The sequence below is a fragment of the Parendozoicomonas sp. 209JJ7-1 genome, assembly GCF_058147085.1.
On record NZ_JBYVJU010000012.1, the window covers coordinates 120,857 to 146,834 of the forward strand.

The following is a 25,978-nucleotide window of genomic DNA, read 5'->3' on the forward strand; positions in this document are numbered from 1 at the left end:
CCATATGGAATAATGCCACCGTGGTCATTATAATCGCCGTCAGGAAATTTCAGGGAATGTATTAGTCCCGTATGTCGGGTGTATTTTTTATAGTGATAGTCAGCCTGAGACTGTCCCGTTTCCTGAATTCTGCCAGCATCCCACGGGAGGCCGATCACAGGTCAGGCGGAAAAAGTAGAACAAGAGTTCTGCCTTTGCCAGTGGTCGCCTTTTGTGAAATTCCTGCATGTACCAGGTTGGGCAATACGTATGATCAACATTAAACAGGGCCTGGATCTGCCGATCTCCGGATCACCGCAGCAAGGTCTCGGCAAAGCTCCGGATGTTCGTTCCGTAGCTATTGTCGGTCCTGACTATATTGGCATGAAGCCAACTATGGCGGTGTCGGTGGGGGATAAGGTCCGGGTAGGTGACCTGTTATTTACCGACAAGAAAACCGCCGGTGTTCGTTACACCGCACCGGCTGCCGGCACAGTTTCGGCCATTCACCGGGGTGAAAAGCGAGTACTTCAATCTGTTGTTATCGATGTGGAAGGTGATGATGCCGTAACCTTCGACGTTGAATTATCTGGCTCTCTTTCTTCTTTGAGCCGTGACAAGGTTGCTGATATCTTGCTGGAATCCGGGCTGTGGACCGCGCTGAGGACCCGTCCCTACAGCAAGGTTCCGGTGCCGGGCTCAACGCCGCGTTCTATTTTTGTAACCGCAATCGATACCAACCCTCTGGCGGTCAATCCTGAAGTGGTAATCGCTGAGTACAGCGAAGCCTTTGAGCAGGGGCTGGAAGTCCTGAGCAGGTTGACTGATGGCGCGGTTTATCTCTGTAAGGCGCCCGGTGCCAAGGTGCCTGCCGGTTCTGCCCAGGTTGAAGAGTTTGCCGGACCTCATCCCGCCGGTCTGGCGGGTACCCATATCCACTTCCTTGATCCGGTCGGTGCTGAGCGTACTGTCTGGACCATTGGCTATCAGGATGTCATCGCTGTGGGCAAACTGTTTACCACTGGTAAGCTGTGGACTGAACGAGTGGTTTCTGTGGCTGGCCCTCAGGTGCAGGAACCCCGTCTGGTGCGTACCCGTCTGGGTGCCAGCCTGGATGAGCTGCTGGCTGGTGGCCTGAAAGAGGGTGAGAACCGGGTTGTTTCCGGCTCTATACTGGGTGGCCGCACCGCTTCCGGCGCTTTTGCTTTCCTGGGCCGTTATCACACCCAGGTGACTGTGCTGGAAGAAGGTCGTGACCGTCCTCTGCTGCACTACTTCACTCCGGGGGTGAATCGTCATTCTGTGATGCCGATTTATTTTTCTTCCCTGATGAAGAAGATCTTCCCATTCACAACCACGACCAACGGCAGTGAACGTGCCATGGTGCCTGTGGGTTCCTATGAGAGGATCATGCCCCTGGATATTCTGCCCACCCAGCTGCTGCGCAGCCTGATTGTGGGCGATATCGAAGTGGCTGGTCAGCTGGGTGCCCTGGAGCTGGATGAGGAAGACCTGGCCCTGTGTACCTATGTCTGCCCGGGCAAGTATGAATATGGCCCGATTCTGCGGGATAACCTGACCAGAATTGAGCAAGAGGGATAATCCGCGTGCTGAGAAAACTTTTAGACAGCCTGGCCCCTCATTTCGAGAAGGGCGGCAAATACGAAAAATTCTATCCCCTCTATGAGGCGATAGATACAGGACTGTACAGTCCTCCCAACGTAACCCACACCAGCTCCCATGTACGTGATGGAATCGACCTGAAACGTATTATGATAACAGTCTGGGTTTGTACTTTCCCCGCCATACTTTTCGGTATGTGGAATGTCGGCTTTCAGGCCAACTCCGCGATTGCTGGTGGTCTGGCGGCTCCCACGGACTGGCGCAGCTGGTTTTTTATCGGCCACGACCCGGCGAACCTGCTTCATAACATGTTTTATGGCGCGGCATACTTCCTGCCGGTGTATGCGGTGACCTTTGCCGTGGGTGGTTTCTGGGAAGTCCTGTTTGCCACCATACGCAAGCATGAGATCAATGAAGGTTTCTTTGTCACCTCCATTCTCTTTGCCCTGATTGTTCCGCCCTCCATTCCTTTATGGCAGGTGGCCCTGGGTATCAGCTTCGGTGTTGTTGTCGGTAAGGAAGTGTTCGGTGGAACCGGCAAGAACTTCTTGAATCCGGCTCTGACCGGCCGTGCCTTCCTGTTCTTCGCCTACCCTGCCCAGATGTCCGGTGATGCTGTGTGGACTGCGGTTGACGGCTTCTCCGGCGCGACGGCCTTGAGCATTGCCGCGACGGGTGGTGTTGAGGCGCTGATGGCTAACGGTGTTACCTGGTTTGATGCCTTCTACGGCAATATTCAGGGCTCCATTGGTGAAACCTCAACCCTGGCCATTCTGCTGGGTGGTGCGGTGATGCTGGTTATGGGTATCGCCTCCTGGCGTATCGTGGCTGGTACCATTCTGGGTATGATTGCCATGATCCTGGTCTTTAACGCCGTAGGTTCCGACACCAACCCGCTGTTTGCGGTGCCCTGGTACTGGCACTTTGTTATGGGTGGCTTTGCCTTTGGTCTGATCTTTATGACGACTGACCCTGTGTCCGCCTCCATGACCCATACCGGTCGCTGGTTCTTCGGTATTCTGATCGGTGTAATGGCCGCCCTGATCCGGGTAATCAACCCTGCGTATCCGGAAGGCATGATGCTGGCCATTCTGTTCGGTAACCTGTTTGCGCCTCTGATTGACCATTTTGTTGTCCAGGCCAATATCAAGCGCCGGGAGGCCCGTCTCAATGGCTAATAACGATACGATTAAAAAGACGCTGATAGTGACCGTGGGCCTGTCCCTTGTCTGTTCAGTGCTGGTATCCGGGGCAGCGGTTTTCCTGAAGCCCCGCCAGGAAGAGAACAAGCTGCTGGATGTTCAGCAGAATATTCTGGCTATTTCCGGCCTGGTGGCAGATCCCAAAGCCCTGAGCCGGGATGAAATTGCCGATAAGTTCAAAGAGGTCACTCCGAAGCTGGTGGATATTCGCACTGGTAAGTTCGATACCTCCGGTATTGATCCTGTGACCTATGACCAGCGTGCCGCTGCCAAAGATCCGACTGAGTCTTCCGCGCTGCCCGCGGCCGAAGACACGGCCCTGATCAAGCGTCAGGCAAAACTGGCCAAAGTGTATGAAGTTCAGGAAAACGGCAAGCTGAAAACCCTGATCCTGCCGGTTCACGGTTATGGCCTCTGGTCCACCCTTTATGGCTATATGGCCCTGGACGCGGATCTGAAAACCGTAGTTGGCTTTGGTTTCTACGAGCACGCCGAGACCCCTGGTCTGGGTGGCGAAGTGGATAATCCCAAGTGGAAAGCCAGCTGGAAAGGCAAAGAAGTTTTTGATAATAGCGGTAAGGTTGATATTGCTGTGATCAAGGGTTCTGTAAATCCTGAGTCCCTGAAAGCCAAACACGAAATCGACGGCCTGTCCGGCGCGACCCTGACCAGCCGTGGCGTGAACAACCTTGTACAGTTCTGGCTGGGCAAGGATGGCTTCGGTCCCTTCCTCGCCAACCTGAAGAAGGGGGAGGCATAATCCATGAGTGTTATTAATACCAAAGAAGTCCTGATCTCACCGATCTTCAACAATAACCCTATTGCCCTGCAGATTCTGGGCATTTGTTCTGCCCTGGCGGTCACCACCGGAATGCAGACAGCTGTGGTTATGACGATAGCGGTGACCCTGGTAACAGCGTTTTCCAACCTGTTTGTCTCCATGATCCGTAACCATATTCCGGGCAGCATCCGGATTATTGTGCAGATGACCATTATTGCCTCCCTGGTAATTGTGGTGGATCAGGTGCTGAAAGCTTATGCCTTTAGCACCAGCAAGCAGTTGTCGGTATTCGTTGGTCTGATTATTACCAACTGTATCGTTATGGGCCGTGCGGAAGCCTATGCCATGAAGAACCCACCATTGCCGTCGTTTATTGACGGTATTGGTAACGGTCTGGGTTACGGTGTGATCCTGCTGGTGGTTGCGTTCTTCCGTGAACTGCTGGGGGCGGGTAAGCTGTTTGGTGTTGTGGTTCTGCCCACCGTGAACAGTGGTGGCTGGTACAACCCCAACGGCCTGATGCTGCTGGCCCCCAGTGCCTTCTTCCTGATTGGTCTGCTGATCTGGGCCCTGCGGGTCTGGAAATCTGATCAGGTTGAGACACCTGACTACAAAATGGCTGCCCACACTACGGTCAAGGAGGCTCACTGATGTTTGAGCACTATCTGAGCCTTTTTGTTAAGGCGGTATTCGTTGAGAACATGGCCCTGGCGTTCTTCTTGGGCATGTGTACCTTCCTGGCGGTGTCCAAAAAAATCCAGACCGCCTTTGGTCTGGGTGTCGCGGTTATCGTTGTCCAGGTGTTAACGGTTCCCCTGAACCAGCTGATCTTCAAGCACGTTCTGGTGGAAGGTGCGCTGGTGGAAGGTGTTGACCTGACTTTCCTGGGTTACATCACCTACATCGGTGTTATCGCTGCGGTGGTACAGATCCTGGAGATGTTCCTGGATAAATATGTCCCGGCCCTTTATAACGCCCTGGGTGTATTCCTGCCCCTGATTACCGTGAACTGTGCGATCCTCGGTGCGTCCCTGTTTATGGTGGAACGGGATTACAGCTTTGGCGAAAGTGTTGTTTATGGCGCGGGCGCGGGCGCGGGCTGGATGCTGGCCATTGTTGCCCTGGCGGGTATTCGTGAGAAGCTCAAGTATAGCGATGTGCCTCCGGGGCTGCGCGGGCTGGGCATTACCTTTATCACCGTTGGACTGATGTCACTTGGCTTTATGTCCTTCTCCGGTGTCCAGTTGTAAAGGAGCAGTATTATGGATAATTCTCAAATCATAATGCTGGGTGTGGCCATGTTTACGGTCATCGTCCTGGCACTGGTTATGGTGATTCTGGCGGCTCGCTCCAAGCTGGTGAGCACCGGTGATGTCACTATCGGCATTAACGATGACCCCGACAAGAGCGTAACTGTTCCTGCCGGTGGCAAGCTGCTGCAGACCCTGGCGGGTAATGGCGTATTTCTGCCTTCCGCCTGTGGTGGTGGCGGTACCTGCGCCCAGTGTAAGTGTAAGGTTCTGGATGGTGGTGGTTCTCCGCTGCCAACGGAAGAACCACACTTTACCCGTGGTGAACTGCGTGAAGGCTGGCGTCTGTCCTGCCAGGTGGCAGTGAAGCAGGATATGGAAGTCGAAGTTGAAGAAGAACTGTTCGGCGTGAAAAAGTGGGAATGTGAGGTTGTCTCCAACGATAACGTTGCCACCTTTATCAAGGAACTGGTTCTGAAACTGCCGGAAGGGGAAGACGTTAACTTCCGCGCAGGTGGTTATGTCCAACTGGAAACACCTGTTCACGAGGTGGACTACAAGGACTTCGATATTGATGAGGAGTATCGGGGTGACTGGGACAAGTTCAACCTGTGGCAGTACAAGTCCAAGGTAACCGAGCCGGTTATTCGCGCTTACTCCATGGCGAATTACCCGGAAGAGAAGGGCATCCTCAAATTCAATATCCGGATCGCTTCACCGCCTCCGGGCATGGATGTACCTCCGGGCCAGATGTCCTCTTTCGTATTCAGCCTGAAGCCCGGTGACAAGATCGGTGTTTATGGTCCCTTCGGTGAGTTCTTCGCCAAGGATACCGAGGCTGAAATGGTCTTTGTCGGTGGTGGTGCCGGTATGGCGCCGATGCGTTCCCATATCTTTGACCAGCTCAAGCGCCTGAACTCCAAGCGCAAGATGTCCTTCTGGTATGGTGCCCGCTCCCTGCGTGAGGCGTTCTATACCGAAGAGTATGACAGGCTGGCGGAAGACAACCCCAACTTTGAGTGGCATCTGGCGCTGTCCGATCCCCAGCCCGAAGATAACTGGAATGGCAAGACCGGCTTTATCCATAACGTGCTTCTGGAGAACTACCTGAAGGACCATCCGGCCCCTGAAGACTGTGAGTTCTACATGTGTGGACCGCCCATGATGAACGCCGCTGTTATCAAGATGCTGGAAGATCTGGGGGTTGAGCCCGAGAATATCCTGCTGGATGACTTCGGTGGCTAGGAGTCCGGCGCTTAACAGCTTGATGGTTAAATAAAGAGTTGGTGGCTGATAATCGTCAGATTGCCAGAAAATCGAAAAAGGGTCGGCTTTGCCGGCCCTTTTTTATGGCAGCTTCTCCCGTGGAATCGGGTCTCAGGCCCATAAACTGCTAAAAATAAGAGGTATATAAGCAAATCCGTAAATAATCAGGGAGGAGTATTATGGGATTTGGCATTCATCCGCAGCAGGCCCTGAAGGCATTTAACCGTAGCCTTGAGCAGAAAGAAGGCTTTGGTACCGCTTTAAAAGAAGCCTTTGTCGCGTTTTTTCGGGGTTACAGAATTCGCCTGACAATACCCGATGAAACCCTGGTTTCAGGCAGGAATTCATTCTCGGATTCTCTGAGTCTGCCTTCCGATGAACGCAAGGTCGCCAAAGCTGAAGTGGATAAAACTCTGGTTAATATCGAGAATCCGCTCTATTTCTCAGCCGTTTCGGATCTTTCAGAGAACCTGGAGGAGTCTTCTTCAGAAAGTCAGGTAGATTTCTCCGTGGGCGTTGCTGCAGAAGAGCTCAAATCAATCATCCCTTCCAGAAACGCTCCTGAGTTAGAGAAACTGAAACAAATACCAGTATTTGAAAAAGCCCTTGAGGACAAAATTACAGAATTCGGGTTTACAGGATGGCAGGTTAAACAGCTGGCTGACAGTCTGAAAGCTAACACTAAGTCGTTACCTTCGTTTTCGGACATCCTTACCCAGAAAGTGAATGAAAACATTTATGGTGCAGTAACAGAGAGATTGCTGGAGAGTCTTTATCTAAAGTCTGGTAACAGCTGCGCAGTGTTCAGTGGCCAAGTGAACGGTATTCTGTCTTCCAAAGAAAGTACTGCGGAAGCTATTCGAAATTTGAAGCTGCCTCCAGCCCTTGGGAGGCTTGAGGAGATAGACGGTGATGATCCAGGGGTTGAAGAAATACAGCGCAGGCTGAAATCCCTTTGTGAGTCTGATTTATCCCAGATTAATACAGAAGAATCTCTTCGGGCCGGATTGTTTAATAACCTGTTTGCCGCAGTGGAAGCACAGTTTGGTGATAACTGAAAATTTTACTGATATTGATGAAAAGGCCTGCGTGGCATCTTTCTCAAGGTCAACAGAGCATCATCAAGGAGGGTGATCATGGGTATTAAATTCGCAACGCAGGTTTATTCTCAACTGAGGAACGTTGAACATCAAAGCCTTGGAAAGTCACTCTGGGAGGCGTTTAAGGCAATCTGGTCTTCCAGGCAGGTCTCTTTGCTGCCCAATGACTCTATGCGCTTTATACCTCAGGCTGGTTTTGAGGATGGGGAAGTGATTGGTGTGACACCATGGTCAGAACGGCGGATTGCTTCAGCGAATGAGCAGACCACAAGGCATATAGCCAGTGAAAGGGATGAGGTTGGTTATCATCCTGATGCAGACAGACCCTACGGCAGAGGGCAGCTGTCTGGTATTACGGACAGGGATACAATGGTGGCCACAGTTGCGGATGCTTATCTTGAAGATATGTATCATTCCAGTGGAGAAGATTCTGGTTTGTTCCAGGATTTTGTCCGTCGCTCCCTGACAGATGATAACTATCTTCTTGAGGATATTGCCGGTACATCAACCGAGCTACTGGCTGAATACGGAGAAGTTGTTGATGCGAATTTTCTTGGTGAAGTGCGCAGCAGAATTCGTGTACTGGCCGGAGCTGCCGGGAAGACTTTGAATGACGGTGAGATTCAGAATTTATTTACGGCGTTGAGCTTGAAACTCGATCAGTAACTTTTGCAACTGACCTGTGGATTTCATGACACAGTCAGCCCACATCTATACAATAAACCCGCTAATTCTACCGTTATAGCGGGTTTTTCCTTTGAGTAGACGTACCCTTCCGGCCATTGTTGTTTTTATCGCACTGGCATTGTTTTTCCGGTTTTCCGACTTTTCATCTTCCCTTCATATTGCTGAATCCGGTGGACCGACTATGGGCACCACCTGGTCTGCCAAGTATGTGATTGACCAGCAGTCTGACACAGATGTTTCCAGGGCTATTACCGACGCCCTGGAATCTGTTAATCAGAGAATGTCCACCTATATCCCAGGTTCGGAGCTTATGCAGCTGAACAAGGCTCCTGTAGGCGAAGCTGTTCGGGTAAGTCCGGAACTTTTCAGGCTGGTGAAACAGTCTATTGCCATCTCAGATATGTCCGATGGGGCTTACGATGTGACCGCTGGCAGTCTGGTCAATCTCTGGGGGTTTGGCAGTGGTAAACCGGACACAGCATCTGGGCTGGCGGAAAGCGTGCCGGACAAGCATGTCCCGGACCAGTCGGAGCCTGCGTTCGTCGAATGGCTGAAGAAGGGGCGGGTAAATTCAGTACCAGATAAAGAAACAATCCTCCTGACATTGGCAAAAACAGGATATAAGACCCTGATTATTGATGATAAAAACCGTACAATAAAGAAGACGGAGCCAGTCTTTATTGACCTTTCATCCATTGCCAAAGGGCGGGCTGTTGATGTTGCGGCTAATACCCTGGAATCCCTTGGGATTGAAAGCTACATGCTTGAAGTTGGCGGGGAGATTCGCCTGAAAGGGGTGAAGCCTGACGGTGAATCCTGGAAGGTAGCCATCCGTGAGCCTGTTCTGGAAAACCGGATAAATTCTGTGGTTACTATGGATGACAGGGGCATTGCTACATCAGGGGATTACCTGAATTATTATGAAGTGGGTGGCCAGCATTTTTCCCATTTGATTGATGCCCGGACGGGTTACCCTGAGCGTCATCGCCTGGCTTCCGTAGCCGTAATTGATGATGACACTGGCCTGGCTGACGCTTACGCCACCATGTTTATGATTCTTGGTGAAAAGACCGGGCCTGAGATAGCGGAGACCCGGGGCATAGATGCATACTTTATCTATCATACGGATGATGGTTTTGCGTCCCGTACAACAGGCAACTTTGCATCCTATTTTGTCCAGCCCAAGTGAGAGGGAGATATGACAGTAATTCTGATGACCTTCGGGCTGCTTCTGCTGATTATCGCCGGCATGTCCGTAGGGGCGGTATTTGCTAACAAGCCGATCAAGGGTTCCTGTGGCGGTCTGGGCAATCTTGGCTTAAAAGAGAGTTGTCCGATCTGTGGCGGAGATGAAGTTAAGGCTCTGCCCGAAGAGGCTGACGCGCTGTTTTATGATGCGGCCGCTGGGGATAAGTCCGAAAGATAGTATTCTGCCGGACACAATCTGGCAAGCCGGGAACAACCAGAGGCTTGCTGATATCGAACAATAAACCGGTGATCCCGGTTTTCAGGGAGTTTACATGGGAGTGACAAATTACGATCTGATCATTCTGGGCAGTGGGCCGGCCGGTGAAGGCGCGGCCATGAACGCAGTCAAGCTTGGTCAGCGTGTGGCGGTTGTTGAAGAGAAGAAGGTTGTTGGTGGCAACTGTACCCACCTTGGAACAATTCCTTCCAAGGCACTCAGGCATGCGGTTCAGCAGATTTATACCTTTAACAACAATCCGATGTTCCGGGAAATTGGCGAGCCCCGCTGGTTCAGTTTCCCCAATGTACTGAAGAATGCCAATGGTGTGATCAGCGAACAGGTAAAATCCCGTACCCAGTATTATTCCCGCAACCGTATTGCCATGTATTTCGGTTCCGGCAGCTTTGTGGATGAGAACACCATTGAAGTGGTTGAACGCAATGGCAATGTTGAACGCATTGCCGGCAAGCGTATCCTGATTGCCACCGGTTCCCGTCCTTACCGACCGGCCGATGTGGACTTTAGTCATCCCCGTATTTACGACAGTGATACCATTCTTGAACTTAACCATACCCCGCGTCGTATTATTGTTTACGGAGCCGGTGTTATTGGTTGTGAATATGCCTCTATTTTTTCAAGCCTTGGCGTGCTTGTTGACCTGGTGGATACCCGGGATCGGTTGCTGTCGTTCCTTGATAAGGAAATCTCCGATGCCCTCAGTTATCACCTGCGCAATAACAATGTGATTATTCGCCATAACGAGGAATATCAACGGATTGAAGGCACGGATAATGGTGTTTCCCTGCACCTGAAGTCTGGCAAGGTTATTCGTGCCAATGCGTTGTTATGGGCCAATGGCAGAACCGGTAATACCGCATCACTGGGGCTGGAAAATATCGGTCTTGAAGCGGATAACAGAGGTCAGCTGAAGGTTGATGAAAACTATCAGACCAGCGTTGAGAATATCTTTGCCGCCGGGGATGTTATCGGCTGGCCAAGTCTGGCCAGCGCGTCCTACGACCAGGGTCGTTTTTCTGTAACCAACCTGCACGCTGACTCTCCGGTCTGCAAACTGAGCTCTGTACCCACAGGTATTTATACTATTCCGGAGATCAGCTCTCTCGGGCGTACGGAAGAAGAACTGACTGCCGCAGCCATTCCCTATGAAGTGGGTAAGGCCTTTTTCTCCCGTCTGGCTCGAGCCCAGATAACCGGTGAAACCGCTGGTATGCTGAAAATTCTGTTCCACCGGGATACTCTGGAGATTCTGGGTATTCACTGCTTTGGTGACCAGTCTTCGGAGATTGTCCATATCGGGCAGGCGATTATGGAGCAGCCGGAAGGTCGAAATATCCTTCAGTATTTTCTGGATACGACTTTTAACTACCCCACTATGGCGGAAGCTTACCGGGTTGCAGCCCTGGACGGTTATAACCGCATGGGTTAATCCAGTTAATTGATAGGGTTAAAAGGGCATCAACACATGTTGGTGCCTTATTTTTCTTTGTTGCTGCACTCTTACCGGCGGTTGCTCCTTGTCTGAGAAACCTGCATAGCTGCTTGGGTCATTTCGCTGTTTTGTGCTTGAGTTTGTACGGTTACTTGGGGGGGCTGCTTGAGGGTGAGTGGCCTTCTATCTGGCCTATCTGGCACTGGGTCCGGGATGTCTGGTTAGAGAGCGAATGCTGAAAAACGTTCATAATCGCATTCTGTCTTTCTCAAAGTAGCAGGTGGCGGACTAAAGACAGAGCTGAATGTTTTTGGGAATGTTCCGGACGTTGGTCATGGAACAGCCCTGAAAGTGGGTGTTGTCAAAGTTGCAGGCCAGGTTGGCTTCGTCGTAGATGCAGTGGGTGATAGTTGATGAGTGCTGAATACTTCCCTCCATATTCGCGCCAGTATAGTTATTTGACCTTTGTCGGGTACAGTGTATAGGGCACCTTACCAGGCTGGCGTGGCTGAAATTACAGTTCTTAATGGTCATATTGTAGAAAATACAGCCATCGAGAACAGTGTGGGAGAAATTGAGGCCCTCCAGGCTGCCGTACCCCTTTCTCAAACTGTCCGTTTCAACAAAAACAGATGTTCTATGGAAGTGACACCCTGCAAATGAGTTGATCTCACCACAGGACAGGTTTGGGTTTTGCAGAAGAAAACGCCGAATATCGTCAGGGCTTTTCAGCGCTTTGATCAGGTTTTTCAGGGGTTGTGAGGCAACCGGGTTATGTGGGGTGTCTTCTGCAAAAAATGCCTGGATTTTAAGGAGTGTTTGAGAGTCCATGGCTGCCAGCCATTGAGAATCATGGCAGTGGGATAAAAGATTATAAGAGGGTAAATAGCCAAGGCGTATAGCAGCCTGAAATTCTTCCAGAGTTAACGGTATAAAATCAAGCAAGCCAGTATGGGCAATATGTTTCAATGGTGAGTCCTGGGAGGCCGGTCCAGGTGTATGTAAAAAATCGATAGCTGCTTTTATGGACGGTTGAAGTTTATGGCGGCTGGACAACGGGTAGTGAATGAAGCAGGCTGATTTTATTTGCTGCCAGTTAAGCTGTGTCTGTGAAAGATCGCAGTTTTCCAGGATCACTCCACAGAGTGTGGGAAGGAGACAGCCACTCAGGTTACAGTCTTTGAGCTGCGAGCCTGCAATCTGTGCTTTGCTGAGGTCAGTCTTCCGGAAATCAATCCCTTCAAGTGTTCTGTGACTCAGAGGACTTATGTTTGTTTCAATAAAATGATCAGTAAAGGGGGTAATTGTTAGAACATGATCGCCCTGAATGAGTTCTATTCTCTCTCCATCCGGGGTGAAGTGGGCAGACAGAGCGCTTGATTGACCCCGTGAATAAGATTTGATGTCAGGTGTCTTATCTCCCTTCAGGCGAACAAGATGAATGTGCTGAGGCGTTTCGGCAATAAGCAGGCCACTGCTCTTGGAGTACTTCACTGTACAGGAATCGTACCTACTGCAGGTTTTGCCTTTGTATATATAAAGTGTTTTGCCAGTATGAAAAACCGAGGCTTCTGGGGTGCCTGTTGGATACAGGTGCCAGTTAAAAGAGTTGAGGTGGTCAGGCAGCAGGATAGCCTGATCCTGTTCAGCCCGGACAAGCTGATAGCGAAAATAATTATACTCTCTGGCACATAAATGATGGTCTTCGAGCTTGGCGAAGTTATAGGGATGAGCTTCTTTCAGAGAAAGTGGAACGCTATAGAGGCCTGCCAGGAGATGAGCGTTGTACTCTGCCCGGGCTTTTAGCAGGCGCTCTTTCATCTCTTCTTCGGTTTTTGCGGCCCAGAAATCATTTTCTGCCAGAACCCTGTTGAACTTTTCTGCCAGACTTCCTGGTGTCTGCTGGTAGAATTCTTCCCTGGTAAAGTCCACAACGTATTCCGGAAAAGGAAGGTAGAGACAGCCATTCGGAGATTTATGGAGATCCGTCAGGCGCAGATGGCTTCTGTCGAGAGCAATAGCCTGATGAAAATGTTGATCCAGATATCGGGCTGGGCTTAAAGGGCGCGTTTCTCCAGTGTCCATAGACGTATCAGCACTGATTTTGCTGTCATCGGTTACTTGAGTATGCAGTTTTACCACTGGCTCCCATGCTGCATTAAGGTAGACCTCGGCAATTGTGCCATGGGTATACATTGTCAGCCCCGTGATCAGGGAACCGGTGAGCTGCCATGATGATGGGAGGGATCGTTGTGTCAGGGTATAAAGCTTGTTGGCGGCTTTTAAGTATTTGATCCCCAGTTCTTCCGTTTGTACTTCCCAGAAACCAAGAAGGCTGAGTAACTGCATATAATGGGCTGCCTGTTGTACCTGTGCCTTGTGCAGTTGCTGGTACCGACTGGGAAGGTCACGGTAGTTTCTGCTCAATGAATTATCCTTGACGGGAAAGAGACCATTGACCGCTTTCTGAAGCGTATCAAAGGATGCGTCTCTCCAGCTCAGGCTTTCTTCATGGGATAAGCGGAACAACAGCATCTCAAGGGCTTCCGGCGGAAAATCAAGGAGACTGTTTTTTACGTATTCATCCGATTCAAAATAATTGGCCAGCACTTTTGCCGGCAGAAAATCTTTGGTGTCAATATGGGAATAGGCGGCATGGAGCATATCGTGTTCAAAGAAATCGTTACACAGCCCCCAGGCACCATCAAACAGTATCTCTGTTTCCAGAGTTTCATCAATAGTTTCATCAATAGCTTCCCTTTGTTCATCTCTATCTGTTTCCGGACATATCACTCCCAGTGGCGGTAAATTCAAACACCAGGTGCGATTGAAGTACCAGGGGGTGAGTGCATCTATGCAGGGTATACAGAAAGCTTTGAGATATGTCAGAGGGCTCAGAATCGTATTACTCGCGTTACGAAACCTCAGGTGATGGCTGTGCCAGACTGTGGCCAGTTCCTCTTCAAACTGATCGGACTTGCTGAGAAAAAGGGACCAGCAGATTCTATCCAGTGCAGCCAGGGTGGCTCCTTCCTTGTAATAGGATCGATGTCCTGCCCGGTTAGGAGCCTTGTCCCGGTTGTAGAACGAGATAAAGTGAGTGGCTTTGTAGGTCAGGGCAAGGGTTTCAAACCAGGGGAAGCCGCGGCTTTTCAGTTCTTCCAGGTTTGAGACCAGTTTTTGGTAGAGGCGTTTTTCTTCTTCTGAAACTCTATGGTCGGTCAGAACACGCCTGTTTATAAAACCCTGTATTCGCTGGTAGACCTTTGTCATACCCGGCATGGGGGCTTGTCGATGTTCTGGCTGTGTATGGATATCGTGCAGGAAGTGTTGCCATATCCTGTCCCCGTGGATTTTCATATCCTCGACGAACCACTCATTGTCCGGTGAGACCCAGTCGCAGAGGGTGCGTCCAGAAGGAGAGGTATCCATTGCCTCAACACTTGTAGCCACAGGGGTGGGAGAAACGGAGAGAGGTTTTCGGGCCTCCTCACTGGTATCCGAGCCGTGAGAATTTAATCGGGTAATTTTCCTTTGGTCGCTTTCTGACAGGGGAGCGGTTACCGGTAAATTACGTTTGCGGGGGAGTGACGGTGAAACATCTGCAACAACTTTGGGGTGGTCTTCTTGCTTATTAGACTGATCAATATAATGCTGGTGCGATGAACCGGTGTGGTTTCCAGATGCATGGAGCAACATTTTTATAAAGACATCCTTGTTTATAAATACAGATATAACCTCTTGGACTTGGGAAACAGAAAAAAGAGCACAGGCTGTTAGCAGATGTAACCGGCCTGTTAAGGGAGGAATAGGGAGGGTGGTCTATTCCTTGCCCATCCAGTCTGGTGCCGTGGCCCCGAGAATGGCCAGTGGTATCAGCGGCCACAAGGGAAGGGGCGGTTTCGCCTTTTTCCAGGGCCGCAGCTCTCAGAACAGAAGTGATATCGGGATATTGAAATTTCTTCGCCCAGTCTAAAGCTGTTTGGTTGCGATCATCTGTTGCATGCACGTTTGCACTTGCCTGAAGGAGGGCTTTTTCTCCCGTCTGGCTCGAGCCCAGATAACCGGTGAAACCGCTGGTATGCTGAAAATTCTGTTCCACCGGGATACTCTGGAGATTCTGAGTATTCACTGCTTTGGTGACCAGTCTTCGGAGATTGTCCATATCGGGCAGGCGATTATGGAGCAGCCGGAAGGTCGAAATATCCTTCAGTATTTTCTGGATACGACTTTTAACTACCCCACTATGGCGGAAGCTTACCGGGTTGCAGCCCTGGACGGTTATAACCGGATGGGGTGATTCAGCTCTACAGAGGCATTCACGGACGTGGGTGCTTTACTTATTTCCACTCCCTCGTGCCTTGGTGAGAGAAGGGGGGAGTCCCGAGAATTCAGGATACTCTGTAGGGGGCTGATCAACTACGAAAGCATGTTGCGATCGTTCTCCAGCACCGAATAACGTTGAAAAAGTTGCTGAGCTTGAAGACGAGCTATAGCCTCTGTGGAACTTTTCTGATGGCTCGGAATTGCCTGCTGCCGCTTTAGGAGGTTTCCAGGATATAAGGAGGGTCTCTTTGTATGGTGATTTTACTTCCACACCTATGGCTTGTGATGCGCCCGTATCTTGTGATTTCTGAAGGCGAATTGTGATCTGAAGTGTGTCCATTTTATGGGCGATTTCTGGAATTGTCATAAGAACCTGGGCGTTATCTGAATTTTCTTCAGGTAGAAGGTATTCAAATGATTCCATGGATAAATATTGTGCTTCTTCTTCCAGTTTGCTTAAAAAGAATGGCCAAATAATCATTAGGCTTTGGAAAATAGGAAGCTTCAGATCTGCTTCATGAACATAGGAATTTATCAGAGATGAAATAAATAGTTCTGATGGAATTCCTGATTCTGCTTCAGTAGTTCTGATAACCTGGTTATCAAAGAGGTCATCGTGGGTTGTAATTAGAGAGAGTGCCTTTTCTGCCGGATTAATGTGGAAGTACCCTGAACTCCAAGGGTAGATGTGATGATTTCCTGCTGAAGACGAAAATCTTTTCATTCTTATATCCAGGTAATCAGGAATTTCTCCAAAGGGTGTTTTATAGGCATAAACCTGGGATACGGCTGAGACCAGGATTAAGAAGACAATCCGGATATTTGAAGTAAAGTGATTTCCTGAAAGTTTCCTGAACAGTCGGGCCATATTCCGTCTCTCATTCTGAAAAAAATGGAGTATAGACGGACTGTCAATTTTGGAAATATCGAATTCCCCTGCCACTCTATAAGGCATGCTGACTCACCAGCAGGTTAAATAAGAGGGGGGAAGAGATATGTCAGCTCACCAGAAAATGACAACCCATACTGGTTTTATTCTGGCCGTGGCGGGGGCCGCTGTCGGCCTGGGCAATATCTGGCGTTTCCCGTATATGGCAGGAGAACACGGCGGCAGTGCTTTTCTGTTGTTCTATCTGCTGTTTGTCTTTTTGCTGGGGGTTCCGGCCATGGCCGCGGAAATACTGGTGGGCAGGGCAGGAAGAACTGTTCCTTCCGGGAGTTTAAAGAACCTGGCGGCAGTGAACCGGGTATCGGCATCCTGGGGGAAAGTTGCCTGGCTGGGTATGCTGGCGGCCCTGATGGTGATTTCCTTCTATTCTGTTGTTTCGGGGTGGGGCGGGTATTACCTGATCGCATCAATCCGAGGGGATCTTACTGGCCTGGATACTGAGAGTCTGGAAAATTTCTTTAATAACTTTCTGGCCGACCCTGTTTTGATGATTTTTTTTCATTCCCTCTTTGTTGTTATGACCCTTAGTGTTAATGGCCGTCCGGTCGCCAGAGGGTTGGAGCGGCTTAATATCCTGCTAATGCCGCTTCTTTATGGACTGTTAATTGTTCTGGTGATTTATGGGGCGGGATTAACCGGTTTTGGCCGGGCACTTTCTTATTTATTCAGCCCTTCATGGGAGCAGATTAATCCCCGGGTACTGGTGGAAGCCATGGGCCATGCCTTTTTCACCCTGGCGGTTGGTGCCTGTTGTCTAATGGCCTATGGAGCTTATATGCCTAAAGAGCAGTCCATTCTCAGGGCAGTTTCTGTTGTTGTAACTCTGGATTTGCTGGTCTCCCTGCTTATGGGGGTGGCTACATTCTCCGTGGTTTTCAGTGATGGGCTTGACCCCTCCAGCGGACCAGGACTGATTTTTATTACTCTTCCTAAAGCCTTGAATGATATGCCTTTTGGGTTTCTGATTCTTCCGGTCTTTTTTGTGCTGTTTATGATCGCCACCTGGACTTCGGCTATTAACCTTGCGGAGCCGTTGGTGGCAACAGCCGCCAGTAAGTTAGCCTTTGGGCGAGGACAGGCTTCGGTATTGGTTGGCAGTGTCATCTGGCTGCTTGGCCTGATACCGGCTCTTTCTTTTAACCTGTGGAAGGACGTTGGTTACGGTAACCGTTCCCTGTTTGATCTATGGACCGGGCTGGCAACCAATATACTTCTGCCACTGACCGCTTTGCTGGTTCTGGTGTTTGTTGGCTGGGTGATGACCAGGCAGCAGGTGATGACTGAGCTGGCGGTTAACCGGGAAATAGCCCAGCGTTACTGGCAGATTGTCTTCCGCTATATTTCACCGGGAATGCTGTTGCTGGTATTTGCCTTTGGCCTGACATCGTGATTATCGCCGGACCAGTGTTTCTTCTGCCAGATAACCCCACAGGCAATGGACGCCAGCAGTCTCTGTAGTACCTGGATACACCAGATAGCAGTTAGTCCCAAATCAAGGTAAATACCGGTAAGCCAGGTCAGGGGCAGGGTAATAATCCAGACCGTGGTAAAGCGAATGTGCATAACCTTGCGGTTACATCCGGTTCCCAATAGAGCCTGGGTCAGAACGAGAGATACACTCTCCAGAATAATTCCCAGTCCAACCAGACGCAGAGGAATAATGCCTTTCTGTATCAGGGCGTCATTGCTGCCAAGGAAAAGGGTCAACACCAGCTCCGGACATAACAGCAACGGAAGACTCAAAAGGGTCAATAGCCCGGTTGCGGTAAACGCCACTTCCCATCCCCAAAGCCAGGCTTTCTGGTTATCTTCTGCGCCTATCGCCTGGTTGACCAGCGTGGTCGCCGCCATACCCAGGCCAACACCCGGCAGTATCAACAGGAGAGAGATATTCACCAGTACATGGGTGATGGCCATGGCATCGTTGCCTATGCCGGCAACCAGCCAGAAGAAAGCGCTCATCCCCAGGGCAAACAGGGTCTGCTGGGCGGAATCAGGCCAGGCCTGTTGATAGAACAACAGCATCTTCTGCTGGTCAGGGCGCTTATTGGGTAGCTGTTTCCTGCGGGCATAACCGAAGATTGTCATGGTATTGATGATGGCCCCGAGGTACATGGCCAGCAGGGTTCCGGCTGCTGCTCCGGCAAGTCCCAGAGGAGGAATGCCAGCAAAGCCGAAGATCAGGCAGTAGCTGGACAGGGCATTAATCAGGTGTATCGACACAAGGATACGGAGAAACGTCCAGGGAGAATGGCAGCCGTTCCAGAACCCCCGATAGCTCAGCAGCAGCATAGCGGCGGGCAGACTGAGAATACGGATGCGAAAATAATTTTCTGCCAGCACTGTTACCGAGTTATCGGTACGGAATCCTTCAATAATACTGGGAGCCAGAAAATAGAGCAGGGCGGTGAGGGGGACACCCACAATCAGCGTGGCCCTGACCCCTGTACCAACAGGTTCCAGCAGGCGTTTTTTTTCACCACTGCCAAAATGCCGGGCAACCCTAGACTGGACAGCCACCGACAGGCCACTGATCAGGGCAAAGCAGACAAACAGGGCATAGTTCGCGGTACCAATTGCTGCCAGGGTATCGTTTCCCAGTCGCCCGACCATGGCGGTATCCACAAGGTTAATCAGGCTTTGGGACAGCATGCCTCCGGTAATGGGCAACCCCAGATAGAGAATGGTGCGCAGGCGCTCTAAGGGTGGGAACTGGGGCAAGACAACCTCAAACAAGAATACCGGTAGAAATCATAACAGAACTTATTGTAACACCGCTTGAACGGGAGCCGGCGCATGATGGGCGGGGAGTTACAAAAAATTTTACTGCAGAAGCAGGAGGGTTTATAGAGTCGGTTAGCTGGGGTTGTCGAAAGGGAAACCAGATTTATCTGGCTTCCCTTAACATTAAACAGGCTTATGAGGGATCATAGTCGAGGTTGGGCATCAGCCATTTTTCGGTTTCTTTCACGCTCCAGCCCTTGCGTTCGGCATAATTTTCAACCTGGTCCCGCTGTATTTTCCCTACAGCAAAGTATTTGGAATCAGGATGGGAGAAGTACCAGCCGCTGACAGCAGCGGTGGGCCACATGGCGTAATGTTCCGTCAGGCTAACACCAATTTCCTGCTCGGCATTCAGCAGTTGGAACAGGATGCCTTTCTCGGTATGGTCCGGGCAGGCAGGGTAACCAGGGGCAGGGCGAATACCTGTGTATCGCTCTTTGATCCGCTCCTGGTTGGAGAGGTGTTCATCGGCGCTGTAGCCCCAGAACTCCTTACGTACCTGCTCATGCATATATTCCGCAAGGGCTTCCGCCAGACGGTCAGCAAGCGCCTTCACCATAATACTCTGGTAGTCATCGTGGGCGGCTTCAAAGCTCTTGGCCAGTTCTTCTGCGCCGATACCGGCAGTGACCACAAAGCCACCCACATAGTCATCAATGCCTGAGACTTTCGGTGCGACAAAGTCAGACAGACAGTAGTTGGGCTGACCATTCACCTTTTTGGTCTGCTGGCGCAGGTGATGCAGGCTGGCGAGTTCAGAACCGTCTTCATTGAAGAGCTGAATATCATCCCGGTTGACCTGACTGGCGGGCCAGAAGCCGATCACAGCTTTTGCCTGAACCTCATTTTTCTCGATAAACCGCTGCAGCATAGTCTGTGCATCGTTGTAGAGTTTGGTGGCCTCAATGCCGACGACGTTGTCTTCCAGTATCTTTGGATACTTTCCGTGAAGGTCCCAGGAGATAAAGAAAGGTGTCCAGTCGATATAATCAATCAGATCTTTCAAACTGATCTGGTCAAAGACTTTTGTACCGGTAAAGGCCGGCTTTGGAGGCTGGTAACCTTCCCAGTCAACAGGAGTGATATGGTTATCCAGTTCAGCAAAAGGCATTCGCTGTGCATTGGGGCGACGCTTGCCATGGCGTTCCCGTACTTTCTCGTACTCTGCCTTCACTTCTGCCACAAACGGCGCTTTCAGTTCATTACTGATCAGACTGGTAGCGACGCTGACACTGCGTGAAGCATCGGCTACATAAACCACCTGGTCATTCTGGTACTGCTGCTCGATTTTGACTGCGGTGTGGGCTTTGGACGTTGTGGCTCCGCCAATCATCAGGGGAATATGGAAATCCTGACGCTGCATCTCCCGGGCCATGTGGACCATTTCATCGAGAGAGGGGGTAATCAGGCCGGAGAGGCCGATTATATCCACCTTTTCTTTAATGGCGGCCTGCAGAATCTTTTCTGCGGGCACCATAACCCCAAGGTCGATTACTTCGTAGTTGTTGCACTGCAGCACTACTCCCACAATATTCTTTCCGATATCGTGGACATCGCCTTTCACCGTGGCCATAAGGATCTTACCCTTGGCCTGGGCTTTGCCGCCCTTCGCAGCTTCAATAAACGGCACCAGATGGGCAACGGCCTGTTTCATCACCCGGGCGCTCTTGACCACCTGGGGCAGAAACATTTTGCCTTCCCCAAACAGGTCGCCAACCACGTTCATGCCGTCCATCAACGGGCCTTCAATCACTTCGATGGGGCGGGCGGCTTCTAAACGGGCTTCTTCAGCATCTTCAACTATATAGGTGGTAATACCTTTGACCAGAGCATGTTCGATACGCTTGGTCACGGGTTGTTCGCGCCAGGCCAGGTCTTCCTTGTTTTCCTGGCTGGAGCCGTCGCCGCGATATTTTTCAGCGATGGCCAGCAGATTGTCTGTCCCTTCCGGCGTGCGGTTAAGAATGACATCCTCAACGACATTACGCAGCTCTTCGGGAATATCTTCGTAAATGGCCAGCTGCCCAGCATTGACGATACCCATGCTCAGGCCGGATTTAATGGCGTGGTAGAGGAATACGGAGTGAATCGCTTCCCGCACCGGATTATTACCCCGGAAGGAGAAGGAGACATTACTCACTCCGCCGGAAATCATGGCATGGGGCAGGTTGGCCCGAATCCAGCAACAGGACTCGATAAAATCCACGGCGTAGTTGTTATGTTCTTCAATACCGGTGGCGACGGCAAAGATATTGGGGTCGAAAATAATATCTTCCGGCGGGAAGCCAATTTCGTTTACCAGGATATCGTAGGAACGTTTACAGATTTCGTTCTTGCGGGCTTCGGTATCGGCCTGGCCGGTCTCATCAAAGGCCATCACTACAACTGCGGCACCATAACGGCGACACAGTTTGGCATGGTGACGGAACTGCTCTTCACCTTCTTTAAGGGAGATGGAGTTCACAATGCCTTTACCTTGCAGACACTTCAGTCCCGCTTCGATCACGTCCCATTTGGAGGAGTCCACCATGATGGGCACACGGGCAATATCCGGCTCAGAGGCGATCAGGTTGATGAAGGTGACGATGGCCTGTTCGGCATCGAGCATGCCCTCATCCATATTGATATCAATAACCTGTGCGCCGTTTTCAACCTGGACTCTGGCTACGTCGATGGCGGTTTCGTAATCACCTTCCTTGATCAAACGTTTAAAGCGGGCGGAGCCTGTGACGTTACAGCGCTCGCCCACGTTTACGAACAGTGAGTCCGCAGTAATATTAAAGGGTTCCAGGCCACTCAGACGGCAGGCTACTTCCGGTTGTGACAACTTACGGGGCGGAAGACCTTCAACAGCTTTGGCAATGGCGCGAATATGATCGGGGGAAGTACCACAGCAGCCACCGATAATATTCACCAGGCCGGAGCGGGCAAACTCGCCGACGATCTCTGCCATCTCTTCAGGCGTTTCATCGTATTCACCGAACTCATTGGGCAGCCCCGCATTTGGATGGGCGCTGACAAAACTGGTGGAGATCCGGGACAGCTCTTCCACATAGGGCCGTAGCTCTTTAGCTCCCAGGGCACAGTTCAGGCCGATACTTATGGGCTCGGCATGGTTCAGGGAGTTCCAGAAGGCTTCGGTGGTCTGGCCGGAGAGTGTGCGTCCGGAGGCATCGGTGATCGTGCCGGAAATCATCACCGGCAGTTTTTCATTTCGCTCCTCAAAGACATCCTGTACGGCAAAAACCGCAGCCTTGGCATTCAGGGTATCGAAGATGGTTTCAATCAGGATAAAGTCAACGCCGCCGTCAATCAGGGCGTGGGTGGCTTCCTGATAATTCTCAACCAGCTTGTCAAAGGTAATGTTTCGGTAGCCGGGGTCATTTACATCCGGTGAGATAGATGCGGTACGGCTGGTGGGGCCAAGAACACCGGCAACATAACGGGGGCGGCCTGTGGCTTCGGCTACCTGCTGGGCTGCCTTAACCGCCAGACGGGCGGATTCCCGGTTAATTTCCGGCACCAGGTCTTCCATACCATAATCGGCCATGGAAACCCGGGTGGCGTTAAAGGTATTTGTCTCAACAATATCCGCGCCCGCTTCAAAGTAAGCTTTGTGAATACCGGTGATAATATCCGGTTGGGTCAGGGCCAGAAGGTCGTTGTTGCCTTTCAGGTCCGAAGGCCAGTCCGCGAAGCGTTCTCCCCGGTAATCCGCTTCTTCGAGTTTATGGGACTGAATCATGGTGCCCATAGCGCCATCAAGGATCAGGATGCGTTGCTCAAGACTGCGGGTGATTTCTTTAAGACGCTGCTCGCGATTCATGCGGGGGGAAGTCCTGGTAGTTTCTGCTTCATCATTATTCGACTGCCAGGCGTGAAAGGCCGGTTAAGTGGGGCAGTCTGTTTCTGTTGAGGCAGTGTACCAGATTGAGGTGTGCGAAAGAAAAGAGGAGGGCGGTAAAACCCTCGTCAGTTTGCAGGAATAAGTTGTACAGCGGTGCTTTTGTAAGACCTTGGTCTGCCCGGACTTTAAGCCGCTTCTGGCATAGGCTCGCTTTGAGTACGGCCAAAACGGGAAAGAAGCAGAGCCAGCAGTACCATCACCATGGTAATTCCCGCCAGTGGCAGAGTGCTGGTCAACTCCATACTGCCGGCCAGGTAGCTGACACCGCTGGCAATAATCATTTCCAGGAAGAAGATCATACCCGCGCCGGTACCGACATGCTTGTCCAGATGGGACAGGGCTTTTGCCTGACAGGCGGGCAAAAACAGACCCAGACCGGCTTCGTATACAAAAATACCTGCAGACAGACCCTGCAGGGAGGTTCCTTCCGTGAGTATGGCGGAACCAAAGGCAATTCCCGCGCCGGCCAGCATCAGCCCCCAGGCGAGGAGAATTGTCCGGTTGTGGCCAAGTTTGTCATTAATACGGCCTGCCATGGCGCTGGTACCGATATAAGCGGCCATAACCAGACCAATAATAATGCCGTAATGGGCGGGAGAAATGCCAAATGCCTCAATCAGGACAAAGGGCGCGCCAACAACAAAAACGAAGGCACCGGCAAAGGCCAGGGAAGCGGTGACCGCCGGAACCATATAGTGTTTGTCTTTAAACAGCACAGCGAAGCCCTGGAACGATTCGCTGAACTTTGCCTTGGGGTTGCCATTATCTGAAGAGGGCAGTAGAGAGACGGCGGCCATGGTAAACAGGGCAATCACCAACATCAGAATAAAACTGGCGCTCCAGCCCCAGGCTTCCTGCAATAATCCACCAATAGCCGGAGCCACCATGGGGGCAACCACCAGGCTGGCACCGATCATCCCCAGGATGCGGACATCATTTTTCCCTTTATAAAGATCACGGGCGATAGAGCGGGACAGTGCAGTACCAAAGCATCCGGCCACCGCCTGAACCAGACGTGCGGCAATAAAGACTTCAATATGGCTGGTCAGAAGAATAACCAGTGTCGCCAGCAGGTAAACCGTATAACCGCCCAGCAGGGTTTTGCGGGCACCGAACCGATCGGAGATGGGGCCAACAACCAGCATGGAGATGGCAAAGCCAAGCATAAAGATGCTGACTGTCCACTGGGTCATATCCGCTGTGGAAGAAAAAATCTGAGCGATAGCGGGGAGTGACGGGGTAAACAGGTCAATGGACAGTGGGCCGATCACTGCACACAAAACCAGCACCAGAAACACCGGGCGGGACTGTTTAACTGGGTCCAGACGATACAAAGATGTACTCCTGAGAACTGTTTCATGGGGAGGTGTGAAAAAAGGGGGCGAATAATAAAGAGAAGGCGTTGGGGCGAGAACCAGTGATTTTACGCATTGCCTTAGAGCTGTGAATGGTGCAAGGCGGTAATATTCAGAAGATATTCAGGGATAGGTGACTTGTCACCGGGTTTTCAGATGCTGATACCTGAGTATGATACTAAGACTTTTCCCAGAAAGGGTAAGGGCGTAGAATCCTTTCCGGAACCAACACAGGAATAGCACTTTTGAGTACTCAGCAACCCGCTATTGATTTTACGGAAGGTGCCCAGACATACCTTGGGGAGCTGCTGGCCAAGCAGAATGTTGAGGGTATTGGTGTGCGTATGTTTGTTTCCAGCCCGGGAACGCCCCATGCGGAAACCTGCCTTGCCTATTGTAAGCCCGGTGAAGAGAAAGAGGGCGATGTTTCCATGGAACTGGAAGGCTTTATCGCCTGGATCGAGGAGAGCAGCGTACCCTATCTTGAGGACGCCACCGTTGATTACGCCGCAGACAAAATGGGTGGCCAGCTCACCATCAAGGCTCCCAACGCGAAAATGCCCAAGGTGAGCGATGACAGCCCCATCGACCAGAAGATCAGTTACTACCTGCAGACCGAAATCAATCCGGGTCTGGCGTCCCACGGTGGTACGGTAAACCTGGTGGAGATGGATGACGAAGGTTATGCCATTCTTCAGTTTGGCGGCGGCTGCCAGGGCTGTGCCAGCGTAGACCTGACCCTGAAAGATGGTGTGGAACGAACGCTGATGACCAGGATTCCTGAGCTGAAAGGTGTTCGGGATGTCACTGATCACACAAATCGTGAAAACGCCTATTACAAGTAAATGTTTTTCTGAGAAAGCCGGGTATACCCCGGCTTTTTTGTACCTGTATGAAATGAATTGGCGTTTCCGGGGCTGAAAATGTCATCAGGGTGAGTGATTTATACTGGAAACTCAGTATTCTTCCCTGACAATTAATAAAAATTCCAAGTGTTATGAATCTTATAAAGTCTATATTTATCAGCGTATATATTTCGCTGCTGACTGGTGCTGTTTTCTGGTCTCTTTTCCTGATTTATAAAGGGCAAGTTTTCAGCGGGGGCAGCCTGTTGTTGTCCTCTGTCCCTGGACTGTTATTTTTTATCGGATTGTTTCTATCCCCACGGGCCAGAACTTCAGCTTTCATGCCCGGTGTTGCTTTTCCTGCTGGAGCTGGTTTTCTTCTCTCGCTGTTCTCAAGCACTCCTCAAACCATCATTGCCAGCGGAGTTATGTTTTCAATGACCCTGGCTTATATCTTTTGGTATTCCCGTTTGGGAAGAGGGCGTTCCGGTGTACTGGAGAAAGGCGAGAAACTGCCAGATCTTCATTTTGAGAAAGAAGATGGTAAGGCCGTCAGCCTCAGTGATTATAAGGGGAAGAAAGCCCTGATAATGTTTTACCGGGGCAATTGGTGCCCCTTATGTATGGCTCAGATTCGTGAGATTGCTGAGGGCTACCGGGAACTTGAGAGCAGGGGAGTAAAGGTACTGATGATCTCTCCCCAGTCCCACAAGCAGACTAGGGAACTTGCCCGGTCTTTTGATGCTCCCCTTGAATTTCTGGTTGATAGCGGAAGCACTTCTGCAAAAGCCCTGGGGATTCTCCACAGGAGTGGATTGCCCGCAGGGTTGCAGGCTACTGGCTACGACTCTGATACTGTCTATCCAACGGTGGTGCTGGTGGATGAGCAGGGAGTAGTGATGGCATCTGACCAGACAGATAACTATCGGGTAAGGCCTGAACCGGACACCTTTTTGAAATGGATTGATGCTGCCAACTAATAAGTACGGTAGTAAGGCTTCAATTT

19 protein-coding genes and 1 pseudogene are annotated in these 25,978 nt (G+C 51.0%); 15 read left to right on the plus strand and 5 right to left on the minus strand.

Features of this window, described 5'->3' with window-relative positions; all coding sequences use genetic code 11:
• The first annotated feature begins 249 nt into the window (after nt 1-249).
• The 11 genes from ACY2RQ_RS13280 (at nt 250) to sthA (ending at nt 10,803) form a co-directional block, all read left to right on the plus strand.
• Nucleotides 250-1,581, plus strand: a complete 1,332-nt coding sequence (locus ACY2RQ_RS13280; RefSeq protein ID WP_490113470.1) for a Na(+)-translocating NADH-quinone reductase subunit A — start codon at nt 250-252, stop codon at nt 1,579-1,581.
• Between the two features lie 5 nt (nt 1,582-1,586).
• Nucleotides 1,587-2,780 (plus strand): NADH:ubiquinone reductase (Na(+)-transporting) subunit B, encoded by a 1,194-nt coding sequence (locus ACY2RQ_RS13285; RefSeq protein ID WP_490113471.1) that lies wholly within the window; start codon nt 1,587-1,589, stop codon nt 2,778-2,780.
• Nucleotides 2,773-3,564, plus strand: a complete 792-nt coding sequence (locus ACY2RQ_RS13290; RefSeq protein WP_490113472.1) for a Na(+)-translocating NADH-quinone reductase subunit C — start codon at nt 2,773-2,775, stop codon at nt 3,562-3,564. The genes ACY2RQ_RS13285 and ACY2RQ_RS13290 overlap by 8 nt, the downstream gene beginning before the upstream one ends.
• 3 nt (nt 3,565-3,567) lie before the next feature.
• Nucleotides 3,568-4,236, plus strand: a complete 669-nt coding sequence (locus tag ACY2RQ_RS13295) for an NADH:ubiquinone reductase (Na(+)-transporting) subunit D (RefSeq protein WP_490113473.1) — start codon at nt 3,568-3,570, stop codon at nt 4,234-4,236.
• On the plus strand, nt 4,236-4,835 hold the full coding sequence (gene nqrE, locus ACY2RQ_RS13300; protein WP_490113474.1) for an NADH:ubiquinone reductase (Na(+)-transporting) subunit E: 600 nt from the start codon (nt 4,236-4,238) through the stop codon (nt 4,833-4,835). Before ACY2RQ_RS13295 ends, nqrE begins: the two co-directional genes overlap by 1 nt.
• 12 nt (nt 4,836-4,847) lie before the next feature.
• Entirely contained in the window at nt 4,848-6,080 is a 1,233-nt protein-coding gene (gene nqrF / locus ACY2RQ_RS13305) for an NADH:ubiquinone reductase (Na(+)-transporting) subunit F (protein WP_490113475.1), read from the plus strand.
• A gap of 200 nt (nt 6,081-6,280) precedes the next feature.
• Nucleotides 6,281-7,159 (plus strand): hypothetical protein, encoded by an 879-nt coding sequence (locus ACY2RQ_RS13310; RefSeq protein WP_490113476.1) that lies wholly within the window; start codon nt 6,281-6,283, stop codon nt 7,157-7,159.
• Nucleotides 7,160-7,237: 78 nt separating this feature from the next.
• A complete protein-coding gene (locus tag ACY2RQ_RS13315; protein ID WP_490113477.1) occupies nt 7,238-7,867 on the plus strand; it encodes a hypothetical protein in 630 nt (209 codons plus the stop codon).
• A gap of 91 nt (nt 7,868-7,958) precedes the next feature.
• Complete coding sequence (locus ACY2RQ_RS13320; protein WP_490113478.1) at nt 7,959-9,077, plus strand: FAD:protein FMN transferase; 1,119 nt, start codon at nt 7,959-7,961, stop codon at nt 9,075-9,077.
• Between the two features lie 9 nt (nt 9,078-9,086).
• Entirely contained in the window at nt 9,087-9,314 is a 228-nt protein-coding gene (gene nqrM, locus ACY2RQ_RS13325; protein WP_490113479.1) for a (Na+)-NQR maturation NqrM, read from the plus strand.
• Nucleotides 9,315-9,408: 94 nt separating this feature from the next.
• Nucleotides 9,409-10,803 (plus strand): Si-specific NAD(P)(+) transhydrogenase, encoded by a 1,395-nt coding sequence (gene sthA / locus ACY2RQ_RS13330; protein WP_490113480.1) that lies wholly within the window; start codon nt 9,409-9,411, stop codon nt 10,801-10,803.
• A 291-nt stretch (nt 10,804-11,094) separates the two neighbouring features.
• Here sthA and ACY2RQ_RS13335 read toward each other — a convergent pair whose 3' ends face one another.
• Nucleotides 11,095-14,505, minus strand: coding sequence for a pentapeptide repeat-containing protein (locus tag ACY2RQ_RS13335; protein ID WP_490113481.1), 3,411 nt, complete (start codon nt 14,503-14,505; stop codon nt 11,095-11,097).
• A 334-nt stretch (nt 14,506-14,839) separates the two neighbouring features.
• Between ACY2RQ_RS13335 and ACY2RQ_RS13340 the strand changes: the two are divergent.
• Nucleotides 14,840-15,106 (plus strand): annotated as a pseudogene (locus ACY2RQ_RS13340) (Si-specific NAD(P)(+) transhydrogenase); the annotation flags it as partial.
• A 36-nt stretch (nt 15,107-15,142) separates the two neighbouring features.
• Here ACY2RQ_RS13340 and ACY2RQ_RS13345 read toward each other — a convergent pair.
• Nucleotides 15,143-16,000, minus strand: coding sequence for a hypothetical protein (locus ACY2RQ_RS13345; RefSeq protein ID WP_490113482.1), 858 nt, complete (start codon nt 15,998-16,000; stop codon nt 15,143-15,145).
• A gap of 127 nt (nt 16,001-16,127) precedes the next feature.
• Between ACY2RQ_RS13345 and ACY2RQ_RS13350 the strand changes: the two genes are divergently transcribed.
• Complete coding sequence (locus tag ACY2RQ_RS13350) at nt 16,128-17,471, plus strand: sodium-dependent transporter (RefSeq protein ID WP_490113483.1); 1,344 nt, start codon at nt 16,128-16,130, stop codon at nt 17,469-17,471.
• Here ACY2RQ_RS13350 and ACY2RQ_RS13355 read toward each other — a convergent pair.
• The 3 genes from ACY2RQ_RS13355 to ACY2RQ_RS13365 form a co-directional block, all read right to left on the minus strand.
• A complete protein-coding gene (locus ACY2RQ_RS13355; protein WP_490113484.1) occupies nt 17,417-18,802 on the minus strand; it encodes an MATE family efflux transporter in 1,386 nt (461 codons plus the stop codon). The two genes, ACY2RQ_RS13350 and ACY2RQ_RS13355, sit on opposite strands and share 55 nt — an antisense overlap.
• Nucleotides 18,803-18,998: 196 nt before the next feature.
• Nucleotides 18,999-22,691, minus strand: coding sequence for a methionine synthase (metH, locus tag ACY2RQ_RS13360; protein ID WP_490113485.1), 3,693 nt, complete (start codon nt 22,689-22,691; stop codon nt 18,999-19,001).
• 206 nt (nt 22,692-22,897) lie between these two features.
• A complete protein-coding gene (locus tag ACY2RQ_RS13365; protein ID WP_490113486.1) occupies nt 22,898-24,106 on the minus strand; it encodes a multidrug effflux MFS transporter in 1,209 nt (402 codons plus the stop codon).
• Nucleotides 24,107-24,372: 266 nt separating this feature from the next.
• Here ACY2RQ_RS13365 and nfuA point away from each other — a divergent pair, with 266 nt between their 5' ends.
• Both nfuA and ACY2RQ_RS13375 read left to right on the plus strand, forming a co-directional pair.
• Nucleotides 24,373-24,972: a Fe-S biogenesis protein NfuA gene (nfuA, locus tag ACY2RQ_RS13370; protein WP_490113487.1), complete on the plus strand. Its 600-nt coding sequence runs from the start codon at nt 24,373-24,375 to the stop codon at nt 24,970-24,972.
• 341 nt (nt 24,973-25,313) lie between these two features.
• Nucleotides 25,314-25,952, plus strand: coding sequence for a peroxiredoxin family protein (locus tag ACY2RQ_RS13375; RefSeq protein WP_490113488.1), 639 nt, complete (start codon nt 25,314-25,316; stop codon nt 25,950-25,952).
• Nucleotides 25,953-25,978 lie beyond the last annotated feature (26 nt).